The 11,787-nt window shown below is 63.6% G+C and carries 12 protein-coding genes; 4 read left to right on the top strand and 8 right to left on the bottom strand.

Annotation, left to right across the window (positions count from 1 at the left end; translation table 11 throughout):
* The first annotated feature begins 67 nt into the window (after positions 1-67).
* From RTH74_RS12555 to RTH74_RS12545, 3 genes are all read left to right on the top strand, one after another.
* Positions 68-340: an HU family DNA-binding protein gene (locus RTH74_RS12555; protein WP_003242571.1), complete on the top strand. Its 273-nt coding sequence runs from the start codon at positions 68-70 to the stop codon at positions 338-340.
* A gap of 149 nt (positions 341-489) precedes the next feature.
* Positions 490-885, top strand: a complete 396-nt coding sequence (locus tag RTH74_RS12550; protein WP_316914884.1) for a helicase — start codon at positions 490-492, stop codon at positions 883-885.
* Between the two features lie 82 nt (positions 886-967).
* Positions 968-1,720, top strand: a complete 753-nt coding sequence (locus RTH74_RS12545) for a hypothetical protein (RefSeq protein WP_179543599.1) — start codon at positions 968-970, stop codon at positions 1,718-1,720.
* 65 nt (positions 1,721-1,785) lie between these two features.
* On the opposite strand, the gene RTH74_RS12540 is transcribed toward RTH74_RS12545, so the two are convergent.
* The 3 genes from RTH74_RS12540 to RTH74_RS12530 form a co-directional block, all read right to left on the bottom strand.
* Entirely contained in the window at positions 1,786-3,192 is a 1,407-nt protein-coding gene (locus RTH74_RS12540; protein ID WP_099526725.1) for an aminoacyl-tRNA deacylase and HDOD domain-containing protein, read from the bottom strand.
* A gap of 91 nt (positions 3,193-3,283) precedes the next feature.
* Positions 3,284-5,359, bottom strand: a complete 2,076-nt coding sequence (recG, locus tag RTH74_RS12535) for an ATP-dependent DNA helicase RecG (RefSeq protein ID WP_316914883.1) — start codon at positions 5,357-5,359, stop codon at positions 3,284-3,286.
* Between the two features lie 8 nt (positions 5,360-5,367).
* Positions 5,368-6,297, bottom strand: a complete 930-nt coding sequence (locus RTH74_RS12530) for a hydrogen peroxide-inducible genes activator (protein ID WP_099526723.1) — start codon at positions 6,295-6,297, stop codon at positions 5,368-5,370.
* 190 nt (positions 6,298-6,487) lie between these two features.
* Here RTH74_RS12530 and RTH74_RS12525 point away from each other — a divergent pair, with 190 nt between their 5' ends.
* A complete protein-coding gene (locus tag RTH74_RS12525; RefSeq protein WP_316914882.1) occupies positions 6,488-7,345 on the top strand; it encodes an NAD-dependent epimerase/dehydratase family protein in 858 nt (285 codons plus the stop codon).
* Positions 7,346-7,364: 19 nt separating this feature from the next.
* Here the strand turns inward: RTH74_RS12525 and RTH74_RS12520 are convergent, their stop codons facing one another.
* From RTH74_RS12520 to gmk, 5 genes are all read right to left on the bottom strand, one after another.
* A complete protein-coding gene (locus RTH74_RS12520; protein WP_125881271.1) occupies positions 7,365-8,096 on the bottom strand; it encodes a hypothetical protein in 732 nt (243 codons plus the stop codon).
* A 58-nt stretch (positions 8,097-8,154) separates the two neighbouring features.
* Positions 8,155-8,535, bottom strand: coding sequence for a RidA family protein (locus RTH74_RS12515; protein WP_106735135.1), 381 nt, complete (start codon positions 8,533-8,535; stop codon positions 8,155-8,157).
* Positions 8,536-8,603: 68 nt separating this feature from the next.
* A complete protein-coding gene (spoT, locus tag RTH74_RS12510) occupies positions 8,604-10,715 on the bottom strand; it encodes a bifunctional GTP diphosphokinase/guanosine-3',5'-bis pyrophosphate 3'-pyrophosphohydrolase (RefSeq protein ID WP_099526717.1) in 2,112 nt (703 codons plus the stop codon).
* 63 nt (positions 10,716-10,778) lie between these two features.
* On the bottom strand, positions 10,779-11,042 hold the full coding sequence (gene rpoZ, locus RTH74_RS12505; protein WP_003242550.1) for a DNA-directed RNA polymerase subunit omega: 264 nt from the start codon (positions 11,040-11,042) through the stop codon (positions 10,779-10,781).
* A gap of 94 nt (positions 11,043-11,136) precedes the next feature.
* The gene (gmk, locus tag RTH74_RS12500) at positions 11,137-11,757 is read right to left on the bottom strand and encodes a guanylate kinase (RefSeq protein ID WP_316914881.1); all 621 of its coding nucleotides are present in this window, start codon (positions 11,755-11,757) and stop codon (positions 11,137-11,139) included.
* Between the last annotated feature and the right edge of the window lie 30 nt (positions 11,758-11,787).

The raw sequence follows: 11,787 nt of genomic DNA, 5'->3' as shown, positions 1-11,787 counted from the left end.
GCGCCTTGGGCGCTGTTCTGGAAGGACAGCACGGACACAACAACAAAAAACCGTCAAAGAGGCAATTATGCGTAAACCGGAACTCGCCGCCGCCATCGCCGAAAAGGCTGATCTGACCAAGGATCAGGCCAATCGTGTACTCAACGCCGTACTGGAAGAAATCACCGGCGCACTGAACCGCAAGGACAGTGTGACCCTGGTTGGCTTCGGTACTTTCGTCCAACGCCACCGTGGCGCCCGTACTGGTAAGAACCCGCAGACCGGTCAACCGGTGAAGATCAAGGCCAGCAACACCGTCGCCTTCAAACCGGGCAAGTCCCTGAAAGACGCGGTCAACTGAGCCCGTTACCCGGAGCCGCTCGGCTCCGGGTTCCCTTGCGCAGCCACGCTGCGAAATTGGCAGATACAGCCATGCTTTAGATGGGCTGTAGTCCTGCAAGAAAACCACTACAATGCGCGGCCATCATCTTCGATCACGAGAGCCTGTGCATGAAATTCCGTTTTCTTCTGTGGATGCTGGGCCGCCTGATGGCCAAGGCCAGTCGTGAAAATCCGGCGTTCCGCCAGCAGCTCGAAGGTCGCGATATGGTCTTCCAACTGCACACCCTGGACGGCAAGGTCGCACGCCACTTTATCGTGGCTGGGCAACGTGTCACCAGCAAGCGCGGTACCGGCAAGGACCCCGCGTTCGCCATCGGTTTCAAGGATGGCGCCTACGGCTTCGCAACCATGACCGCGAAGAACAAGCAGCTGGCCTTCATGCAGGGCATCCAGAACAAGGACATCCAGATCCAGGGCAACCCGGCGCTGGTCATGTGGTTCCAGGGCCTGACCAAGTACTTGGTGCCGAAGAAGAAGACCGAGGCGCCGAAAAAGGCCGCCTGATCAGCACTGATGCGCGTCGCAGCTGGCCGCGACGCCACGCTTTGGTTAGGCTTCCAGGCACGTTCCTGTGGAAAGCCTGACCATGCGTCTTTTCCTGTTACCTCTGCTGTTGCTGGCCGCCACCACCGCACGGGCCGAGTCGGCGTCTGCCAAAACCCTGTTACCGCTGTTCGAACTCGCCGGTATCCATCTGCTCTGCGAGCAGAGCGCGCCGTTGGTGCAGCGTGGCCAGGATGAAGCCGAACAGAAGCGCATCGCTCAGTTGTTCGATGGTGAGGTTTTTTGTCTGGACCTGGCCAAACGCGTCGGGGCCCGCTTCGATGCCGTGCAGGGTGAGCAGGCTCGCGAGCGCCTCGATAGCCCGCTGGCGCAGCGCTTCACCGCTGCCGAGCGTGCCGTCGGTGACCAGCCCGAAGGCCTGGCTGAATACCGTCAGCGCCTGCAGGAACAGCCGCCACGAGGTGCGCGTCTTGACCTGGTCAAGCGTCTCGATGCGGCTGCGCGTACAACCGAACTGGCCAGCCTGCTGCGTTATGAGGTCGGCAAGACCCAGGCATTGTTGGCACTAAAGGCGCGGGGCGAGAATCTCAGCGAGGCCGAACTGCAGGCGCAGACGCAAAAGCAGGCGGATGCCATCCGCCAGTCCAGCGAGCAGGCGGTGGAAACCTTCATGTTCTATGCCTACCGGCAGATGCCCAGCGATCAACTCGCCGAGTATGCGGCGCTCTACGAGCATTCCAGTGTCAGCCAACTGCTCGCCATCAGCCTGGAAGTGGTGCCGCAGCTGTTCGCCGAGCGTCGGGAGAAGCTGCGCAAGACGGCGGGCAAGTTGTAAGGCTGCGTTGGCCGCTCGGCGCGAGCGAGCAGCCCATCCTCGAGGGTTAGAGAATTAGCAGCCGCTCATTGCGGCTGCTGATACTGCGCTGCCAGCTCACGCAAGGCGACCTCGGCGCTGAGCACCTTGCTCACTGCGTCCTCGGCTTTTTCCCGGCTCAGCCCCAGGGCCTCGAACAGCTCATCAGGAATCTCGCTCTGCGGCCCGGCACCGATACCCCGGTTGCGCAGCAGGCTGACGGCCAGGCACACCAGGTTGGGGAAGGCCGCGCTGTCGCCGGCATAAGATGGGTCGTGCTGAAAGCGCAGGGCGCTGGATAGCTCTTCCGGCATATCCCAATGGCGCATCAGCCAGGCACCGATCTGCTCGCGAGTGATGCCCAGCAGGTGCTGCTCGATGTACCCGGCAGACAGGTGCGGGTTGACCTCCAGGTGGCGGCAGATCAGCGAGAAGTGCGGTGGGAAGACGTGCGCGAGCACCAGATAACCGAAGTTGTGCAGCAAGCCGGCCAGGTAGGTCAGGCCGGCTTCAGGGCGCTGCGCGCGCGGCATGGCGCGGGTCAGGCCTTCGATCACTGCAGCGGTATAGATCGCTTGCTGCCAGTAGGGTGTGGCGTGCTGCGGCTGATCCTTGGGCAGGCTCAGGGTTTTGCCCAATGCCAGGCCGAGAGCCAGGTTGATCACCAGGTCGAAGCCCAGCACGCGGACGATGGCGTCTTCCACCGAGCGAATCTTGCCGGGCGCGGCGTAGTAGGGCGAGGCCGCCCAGCTGACTACCTGGGCTGCCAGCGCGGGATCGGTCTCGACCACGCCGGTGATGTCATCCACGGTGGCGTTGGGGTCGACGCGCAGCTTGATGATCTTCTGTGCGGTTTCCGGCAGCGGCGGAATCTCGATGGTTTCTTCCAGGCGCTGTTGGATGCGGCGTGCGGTAAAGGCCTGCACGGCTTGGGTGATTTCCGCGCGGTCATCATGCGGGCGATCGAGGTTCGGTCTGATCGCACTGACCGGCTCACCGAAACGCGCGGCGCTGGCCTTGCTCAGCAGCGCCTTGAAGGCTTCGGTGGGGATTTCCAGCAATACGCCAGGCTGGCCGGACTCGATCAGCAGGCTGGGCACCTGCAGCAGGCGTTCTTCGTACAGGCAGGGCGAGCTGGTCAGCGGCGGCAAGCCGGGCAGGGCGGCCAGATTGTGCTTGCCGAGCATGCGCTCCAGGCGCTCCGGTTTGACCGCGGTGAGCTGGCGCCCAGTCAGTTCGGCCAGGCGCGACAGATCGAGCATGTGGCTGCGCGGGTAGAGCACCAGCAGGGCACCGATGGCATCGTCCACCAGCACGGCCTGCAGGCGTGCCTCGCTTGGCTGACCCGGTCGCTCCGCGCATACCTGGTAGGGTACGGCGAGTTTCTCCAGCAGTTGCACAATCACGGCGGGTGCTTGTGCAGTGGCGTTGGCGGCGAGGGCGGCTTCAGTCATATCGATATCCAGCGTTGGCGCATGTGCCCCGGAGTATAACCAGCGAGGATTTGCGCAAAGGTTCGTGGCGACGGTTGTCCTGTGAACAGGTTCACACTTGACCGTATTGCTGGCCGTGACGCAACCAGCGCTCCAACAATGGAGCCACATGTTGTGGCCAATGTTCCAAAAGTGCCTGCGCGGCATCGCGTACGGCGGGTAGCAGGTCGGCATCGCGCATCAGGTCGGCGACCTTGAACTGCAGCAGACCGGTCTGCCGGGTGCCGAGCATTTCACCAGGGCCGCGCAGCTCGAGGTCCTTCTCGGCGATGATGAAACCGTCGGTGGTCTCGCGCATTATCGCCAGGCGCTCGCGGCCAAGCTGCGACAACGGCGCATGGTAGAGCAACACGCAATGACTGGCGGCGCTACCCCGACCGACTCGGCCGCGTAGCTGGTGCAACTGGGCCAGGCCGAGGCGTTCGGGGTTCTCGATGATCATCAGGCTGGCGTTGGGCACATCGACGCCGACCTCGATCACTGTGGTGGCCACCAGCAACTGCAGCTTGCCCTGCTTGAACTCATCCATCACCGCGGCCTTCTCGGCCGGTTTCATGCGCCCGTGGATCAGCCCGACGCGCAGCTCGCCCAGTGCCGCGGAAAGCTCCTCGAAGCTGGTTTCGGCGGCCTGGCAGGTAAGTTCTTCGGATTCTTCGATCAGGGTGCATACCCAGTACGCCTGGCGCCCCTGCTGGCAGGCATTGCGTACGCGCTCGACCACCTCGATGCGACGGCTGTCGGCGATCACCAGAGTGTTGACCGGTGTACGCCCTGGCGGCAGTTCGTCGAGGATCGAAGTGTCGAGGTCGGCATAGGCGCTCATCGCCAGGGTGCGAGGGATGGGCGTGGCAGTCATGATCAACTGGTGCGGGCTGAGGCGTCCGTCGATGCCTTTCTGGCGTAGGGCCAGGCGTTGCTGCACACCGAAGCGGTGCTGCTCGTCGATGATCACCAGGGCCAGGCGCTTGAACTTCACTTCGTCCTGGAACAGGGCATGGGTGCCGACCACCATCGGACAGCCGCCGGCAATCTGCTCCAGAGCGGCGGCGCGGGCTTTACCCTTGAGCTTGCCGGCCAGCCAGGCGACTTCCAGGCCAAGCGGTGCCAGCCATTTGCTGAAGTTGAGAAAGTGCTGCTCGGCGAGGATTTCGGTCGGCGCCATCAGAGCCACCTGATAGCCGGCCTCCAGTGCCTGCAGCGCAGCCAGTGCCGCGACCACCGTCTTGCCGGCGCCGACATCACCCTGCACCAGGCGCAGCATCGGTTCGCTCTGCGCGAGGTCGTAGGCGATCTCGGCGCCAACGCGCTGCTGCGCGCCGGTGGGGGCGAAGCCGAGGTTGGCGAGGTACTGTTGCGGCAGCTTCGTTGCCGGCGGCAACGCCGGTGCCTGTTGCGCGCGTACCTGTTCACGCAGGCGCTGCAGGGACAACTGGTGAGTCAGCAACTCTTCGAAGGCAAGGCGGTGTTGCGCCCAGTGACGGCCCTCGGCGAGCTCTTCGACATCGGCGTCCGGCGGCGGCCGGTGCAGGTAGCGGATGGCCTCGTCCAGCGGCGCCAGGCGATAGTCGCGGGCCAATTCCTCGGGCAGCCAGTCTGGCAGGCTGCGCGGGCCGAGACGCGCGAGTGCCTGCTGGCTGAGCTGGCGCAGGCGCTGTTGGGTCAAACCTTCGGTGGTCGGGTAGATGGGCGTCAGGCTCTGCTCCACCGGGGCCGGTTCGTCGCCGCTCTGTGCGCGGTACTCCGGGTGGTAGATTTCCAGGCCGGTGGCGCCGGGGCGCACTTCACCGTAGCAGCGCAGGGCGGTGCCGCGCTTGAGGCCGTCCTTCTGCGCCTGGCTGAAGTGAAAGAAGCGCAGGCTCAGCGTGCCGCTGCCGTCCTGCAGGCGTACCAGCAGGCTGCGCCGCCGGCCCATGACCACATCGGCGCCGGCAACGATGCCCTCGACCACCGCATCCTGCCCCGGGCGCAGTGCGCCGATGGGGGTGATGCGGGTGCGATCCTGGTAGCGCAGCGGCAGGTGGAACAGCACATCCTGCAGGTTTTCCAGGCCGACCTTGGCCAGTTTCTCGGCCAGGGCGGCGCCTACGCCTTTGAGCGCGGTGACGGAAACCGCTGCCAGCTCGCCCACTGTTGGCCTCAGACTGCCTTGGTCTGCGGACTGCGGGCGACCGAGCAGAGGCGGATGGAGTCGGCCAGCACTTCAATGGCGTTGGGTCGCGGGAAGCTGGCGCGCCAGGCGATGGCCACGGTACGGAACGGCACCGGCGCGCTGAGAGGACGGACTTCGATCACGCCGGGTGCATAGTGGTGGCTGTCGACTGCCGAGAACGGCAGGATCGATACGCCAAGGCCGGAGGCGACCATGTGGCGGATGGTCTCCAGCGAGCTGGACTCCACGGTGGTGTGCTTGCCGTGGTCATCACCGCCTTTGCGCAGGGTCGGGCAGGCCTCCAGTACCTGGTCGCGGAAGCAGTGGCCTTCGCCGAGCAGCAGCAGACTCTTGTCGTTGAGCAGCTTGGTGTCGATGGTCTCCATCGCCGCCCATGGGTGGCCGGTCGGCAGCAGGGCGTAGAACGGCTCGTCGTACAAAGGCTTGGTCAATACATCGGCCTCGTGGAACGGCAGGGCGATGATGATGGCGTCGAGTTCACCGGTGCGCAGCTTGTCGCGCAGGATATGGGTGAAGTTTTCCTCGATGTACAGCGGCATGTCCGGGGCGACCCGGTGCAGCTGCGGAATCAGATGCGGGAACAGATAAGGGCCGACGGTGTAGATGGCGCCGATTTTCAGCGGTGCGGTCAGCTGGTTCTTGCCGGCCTGGGCCAGCTCGCGAATACCCTGCGCCTGCTCCAGCACCTTCTGTGCCTGGGTGACGATGCCTTCACCGACCGGGGTCAGCCGCACGGCGCTCTTGCTGCGCTCGAAGATCAGCACGCCAAGCTCGTCCTCCAGCTTTTTCACGCCCACCGACAGGGTCGGTTGGCTGACATGGCAGCGCTCGGCGGCGCGGCCGAAATGCTGTTCCTGGGCGAGGGTGACGATGTACCGCAGTTCGGTGAGGGTCATAGTGTTTATCCATTAAATTGCCGACAAGCATAGCCTTTGCAAACAGATGAACCAACCGGGCTAATAGACTGTTGCAAAACTATCTCGCCTTTGGCGTCTGCATCCTCCTATCACCAGCCCCATGCGCTGCGCTGACGGCTGCAAACGGCCTGTTACACTGCGCCGTCGCCTAGATGTCATGGAGAAAAGCATGTCGGGAAGCAACAGCCTGCTGATTGCCGGGTGCGGGGATGTCGGTACCCGCCTTGGTCTGCGTATGGCCGAACAAGGCTGGTGCGTGCTGGGCATGCGCCGCAACGTTGCCGCGCTGCCAGCAGCCATCGAGCCGCTGGTGGGCGACCTGCATGCCGATGTCTGTCCACCGGATTGGCCGCAGGGGCCGTTGGATTACCTGGTGTATTGCGCGGCGGCCATCCAGCACGACGAAGCGGGCTATCGCGCCGCTTATGTCGATGGCCTGCGCCGTGTGCTGGGCTGGCTGGCGCAGCATGGCCAGCGACCACGGCGCATCCTGTTCGCCTCCAGCAGCGGGGTGTATGGGCAGCAGGAGGGCGAATGGATCGACGAAGATTCTCCGGCCGAGGCCCAGAGTTTCTCTGCGGTGATCATGCGTGAGGCCGAGCGCGTTGCGCTGGACAGTGGCCTGCCGGCGACCACGGTACGCTTGACCGGTCTTTATGGTCCCGGCCGTGAGTGGTTGCTGAGCCAGGTGCGCGGTGGCTATCGCGTTAGCGAGACGCCGCCGCTGTACGGCAACCGCATTCATGTCGATGATGCAGCGGGGCTGCTCGCAACGCTGCTACAGGCCGACGCCGCTGGCGTGCCCTTGGCCGATTGCTACCTGGGCGTCGATGACGAGCCGGCGCCACTACACGAAGTAGTCGCTTGGCTGCGTGAGCAACTGGGCGTGAGCCATTGGAGTGACGAGCAGCGCGTGCGCCGCGCCGGCAGCAAGCGTTGCAGCAATGCCCGCGCTCGCGCGCTGGGTTGGACGCCGCAGTATCCCAGTTACCGTGAGGGCTATGCGGCGATTCTGCGGGACCAATGAAAAGTCAGGCCTGCACTGATCAGCGGCGCTTGAGCAACCAGCGCTGCGGGCCGGGCTGGTACTCGGGCATTTCGTCGAACTGGGCACGGTTCTGTGCTTCGAAGATGCGCAGCTGATTGCCTTCATGCACGAATAGCCAGGGGCTACCCTGGTCGCCAGCCTGCAGCCAGAGGCTGTCATGTTCGCCGCTCATGGCCGCGCAGTCGCCCGCCAGACACAGGGCGAAGCGTTCGGCGCCGGGCAGGCCCTGCACCTGGCCGTCGCTGTTGAAGCGCACCAGGCCGCCCTGACCCAAACCTTCTTCGATCAGCCACTCGCCGCCCAGGTAGTCGCGGTACAACGCCTGTTCAAAGCTGCTGCCCAGGGCCTTGGATTCGCTGGGGTTGTCGACGCGGGTAAAGTGCTGCTCGGGCCAGTAACCGCTGGCGATCTGTACCAGCTCGCCATTCTGTACCGCCAGTTGTTCCTTGTAGTCGCCGTAGAAGGTGACTTGCCAACGGCCCTCGCCGGCGCTCTGCAATTTGCCCTCGGCCAGCTCGAAGCCATTGCTGTAGCTGGCTTGCTGACGGTCGGGGGCGATGTGCCATTCGAGGTTGGGACCATAGGCGAGCAGGGCTTCGCGCAGGCGACCGCTTTCGCGGGCGGCATCGATGGCTGCCTGGTTGATCCAGGTTCCGCTCGGGTCGTTGTTGGGCTTACCGGCACAGCCGGCCAGCAGGGCCGCGCAGAGCAGCAGGGGAAGCAGACGCATGGCGATCTCCATGCTGGGAGAGGAGGGAAGAGCGGGGCCTCAGGCCCCGCTGCGGCGCTTATTCCAGAACCAGAATAGCGTCCATTTCCACCAGCGAACCACGCGGCAGAGCGGCAACGCCGATGGCGGCACGAGCCGGGTAGGGTTGTTCGAAATAGCGGCCCATGATCTCGTTGACCTTGGCGAAGTGCGAGAGGTCGGTGAGGAAGATGTTCAGCTTGACGATGTCCTTGAACGAACCACCGGCGGCTTCGGCAACGGCCTTGAGGTTCTCGAACACCTGCACGGTCTGTGCTTCGAAGCCTTCGACCAGCTCCATGCTCACCGGGTCCAATGGGATCTGGCCGGACATGTAAACGGTGTTGCCGGCCTTGATGGCCTGGGAGTAAGTGCCGATGGCGGCTGGGGCCTTGTCGCTGGTGATGACGGTCTTGCTCATGAATCGCTCCTTGTGAGAACTGGCTGGGTCGAGCGCCCAGCCTACAGACTGGAAACAGGGGAATTGTGTCAGGCGCGTACTCGGGTGATACGCATCACGCCCTTGAGCGCGCGCAGTTTCTTGATCACACGGGCCAGGTGCACGCGGTCATGTACGCTGACCACTAGTTGCACGACGCTGATCCGGCCATCGCGTTCGTCCATGCTGATCTTCTCGATGTTGCCATCGGCCGCGTTGACGCTGCCGGCCAGCAACGCGATCAGGCCGCGCTGGTGCTCCAGCTCGACGCGCAGCTCGACGTTGAATTCGCCGGTGACATCCTTGGCCCAGTTGAGCTGGATGCATTTTTCCGGATTGTGGCGGATGTCGACGATGTTCCGGCAGCTCTCCATGTGCACCACCATGCCCTTGCCGGCAGAAAGGTAGCCGACGATGGGGTCTCCGGGAATCGGCGTGCAGCACTTGGCGTAGCTCATCACCAGGCCTTCGGTGCCGCGAATCGCCAGCGGGCCTTCGCTGCTCGGCAGGGTCTCGTCGCCGCTCTCGGCCAGCAGACGGCGGGCGACGACATAGGCCATGCGGTTGCCCAGGCCGATGTCTTCGAGCAGGTCCTCGATGACCTCCTGGCGGTATTCGCCCAGCACTGTCTGAATGCGCTCGGGGGAAATCTTCTCCAGGTGCGTGTCGAAGCTGGCCAGCACCTTGTTCAGCAGGCGTTCGCCGAGGTTGATGGATTCGGAGCGGCGCTGCTGCTTGAGGGCGTGACGGATGTGCGTGCGCGCCTTGCCGGTGACCACGAAGTTGAGCCAGGCCGGATTCGGGCGAGCGCCCGGTGCAGTGACGATTTCCACCGTCGAGCCGCTTTCCAGCGCTTGCGATAGCGGCGCCAGGCGACGATTGATGCGACAGGCGATGCAGGTGTTGCCGACGTCGGTGTGCACTGCATAGGCGAAGTCGACCGCGGTGGAACCTTTGGGCAGCTCCATGATGCGGCCCTTGGGCGAGAACACGTAGACCTCGTCCGGAAACAGGTCGATCTTCACGCTCTCGATAAATTCCAGGGAATTACCCGCTCTCTGCTGGAGTTCGAGTACACCCTTGACCCATTGCCGCGCGCGGGCGTGGTTGCCCTTTGGTACTTCGTCCTCGTTGGACTTGTACAGCCAGTGCGCGGCGATGCCGTTGTTGGCCATCTCCTCCATCTCGCGGGTGCGGATCTGGATCTCGATGGGCACGCCGTGCATGCCGAATAGCGTGGTGTGCAGCGACTGGTAGCCGTTGGCCTTGGGAATCGCGATGTAATCCTTGAAGCGTCCGGGCAAGGGTTTATACAAGTTGTGCACGGCGCCGAGCACGCGGTAGCAGGTGTCGACCTTGTCGACGATGATGCGGAAGGCGTAGACGTCCATGATCTCGTTGAACGCCTTACGTTTGCCGCGCATCTTCTGGTAGATGCTGTAGAGGTGCTTCTCGCGGCCGATCACTTCGCCCTCCATGCCTTCGCGTTGCAGGCACATCTGGATCGATTCCTCGATCTTGGCGACGATTTCCTTGCGGTTGCCCCGAGCGCGGCGCACAGCGGCGCGAATACGCTCGGAGCGCATCGGGTGCATGGCCTTGAAGCCCAGGTCCTCGAACTCCACGCGCATGTTGTGCATGCCCAGGCGGTTGGCGATGGGGGCGTAGATCTCCAGGGTTTCCTTGGCGATGCGCCGGCTCTTCTCGTGCGGCATGGCATCGAGGGTGCGCATGTTGTGCAGGCGGTCGGCGAGCTTGACCAGAATCACGCGGATGTCGCGGGCCATGGCCATGGCCATCTTCTGGAAGTTCTCGGCCTGCGCCTCGGCCTTGGTCTCGAAGTTCATCTGGGTCAGTTTGCTGACCCCGTCGACCAGTTCGGCCACGGTTTCGCCGAACTGCGCGTTGAGCGCTTCCTTGGCGATGCCGGTGTCTTCGATGACGTCGTGCAGCATGGCGGCCATCAGGCTCTGATGATCCATGTGCATTTCGGCGAGGATGCTGGCCACGGCCAGCGGATGGGTCACGTAGGCTTCGCCACTGCGGCGGCGTTGGCCATCGTGCGCCTGTTCGGCGTAGAAGTAGGCTCGGCGAACCAAGTTGACCTGGTCATGGCCGAGGTAGGCCGAAAGTCGGTCGGCGAGAGCGTCTATGCCAGCCATGGGAGACTCTCCCGTTGGCAGCTGTGGCTCTGCGCCGCGCGACTTCGACCCGGCATCATCGACTTACAGAGGCTCGTTGGCCTCTTCCTCGAAGGCAGCGAACAGCGGTTCTTCTTCGACGATGTCTTCCTGGGCGACGACTTCATAGTCCACCAGGCCGGCAGCGATTTCGCGCAGGGCAACTACGGTTGGCTTGTCGTTTTCCCAAGCCACTTTCGGCTCTTTGCCGCCGGTGGCCAGCTGGCGCGAACGCTTGGTCGCGAGCATGACCAGTTCGAAGCGGTTATCAACGTTGTCCAGGCAATCTTCGACGGTAACGCGAGCCATGGTGTTCCTCGTAACGTGTGCGGATAAGCTTGGCCCGAGCGGGCGAGCGGACTGGATAGTCTAAAAAATCACCAGCGACAATGGAAGCGCTGTTTTACGCCAGCAGTTCGCTGAGCAGGCCGGCATGGCGCTGCTGTTGCTGAGTTTGCGACAACTGGTTGCTGCGGAAGATGGCTTTCAGGTCGCTCAGGGCGTGGTTGAAGTCGTCGTTGATCACCAGATAGTCGTACTCGACGTAGTGGCTCATTTCGCTGACTGCTTCGCGCATGCGCCGCTCGATGATCTCGCCGCTGTCCTGGCCGCGGTTGGTCAGGCGGTGGCGCAGCGCTTCCTGGGTCGGCGGCAGGATGAAGATGGACTTGGCCTGCGGCATCAGCTTGCGTACCTGCTGCGCCCCTTGCCAGTCGATCTCCAGGATCAGATCGAAGCCTTCGGCCAGGGTCTGCTCGACCCAGGTCTGCGAGGTGCCGTAGAAGTTGTCGAACACCTGTGCGTGCTCGAGGAACTCGCTGCGTTCGATCATGGAATTGAACTGCGCGTGGTCAACGAAGTGGTAGTTGACCCCGTCCTGCTCGCCGGGACGCATGGCACGGGTGGTGTGCGAGACCGAGACGCGAATCTGCGCCCCGCTGTCGATCAGGGCCTTGACCAGGCTGGTCTTGCCGGCGCCGGAGGGTGCGGAAACGATGTAGAGGGTGCCGGTGGTGGTGGCCATGAATACGATCCTGGGAAAACGATGAACGAA

This window comes from Pseudomonas sp. zfem001 (assembly GCF_032621725.1).
Taxonomy (GTDB): domain Bacteria; phylum Pseudomonadota; class Gammaproteobacteria; order Pseudomonadales; family Pseudomonadaceae; genus Aquipseudomonas; species Aquipseudomonas sediminis.
Note: the sequence above shows the minus strand (reverse complement) of the source record. Positions and strands in the feature narration are given on the sequence as shown.

What these genes read in the sequence shown, in the direction of transcription:
- RTH74_RS12555 (WP_003242571.1), top strand. Translation starts at nt 68, where the DNA reads ATGCGTAAACCGGAACTCGCCGCCGCCATCGCCGAAAAGGCTGATCTG.
- RTH74_RS12550 (WP_316914884.1), top strand. Translation starts at nt 490, where the DNA reads ATGAAATTCCGTTTTCTTCTGTGGATGCTGGGCCGCCTGATGGCCAAG.
- RTH74_RS12545 (WP_179543599.1), top strand. Translation starts at nt 968, where the DNA reads ATGCGTCTTTTCCTGTTACCTCTGCTGTTGCTGGCCGCCACCACCGCA.
- RTH74_RS12540 (WP_099526725.1), bottom strand. Translation starts at nt 3,192, where the DNA reads ATGACTGAAGCCGCCCTCGCCGCCAACGCCACTGCACAAGCACCCGCC.
- RTH74_RS12530 (WP_099526723.1), bottom strand. Translation starts at nt 6,297, where the DNA reads ATGACCCTCACCGAACTGCGGTACATCGTCACCCTCGCCCAGGAACAG.
- RTH74_RS12525 (WP_316914882.1), top strand. Translation starts at nt 6,488, where the DNA reads ATGTCGGGAAGCAACAGCCTGCTGATTGCCGGGTGCGGGGATGTCGGT.
- RTH74_RS12520 (WP_125881271.1), bottom strand. Translation starts at nt 8,096, where the DNA reads ATGCGTCTGCTTCCCCTGCTGCTCTGCGCGGCCCTGCTGGCCGGCTGT.
- RTH74_RS12515 (WP_106735135.1), bottom strand. Translation starts at nt 8,535, where the DNA reads ATGAGCAAGACCGTCATCACCAGCGACAAGGCCCCAGCCGCCATCGGC.
- spoT (WP_099526717.1), bottom strand. Translation starts at nt 10,715, where the DNA reads ATGGCTGGCATAGACGCTCTCGCCGACCGACTTTCGGCCTACCTCGGC.
- rpoZ (WP_003242550.1), bottom strand. Translation starts at nt 11,042, where the DNA reads ATGGCTCGCGTTACCGTCGAAGATTGCCTGGACAACGTTGATAACCGC.
- gmk (WP_316914881.1), bottom strand. Translation starts at nt 11,757, where the DNA reads ATGGCCACCACCACCGGCACCCTCTACATCGTTTCCGCACCCTCCGGC.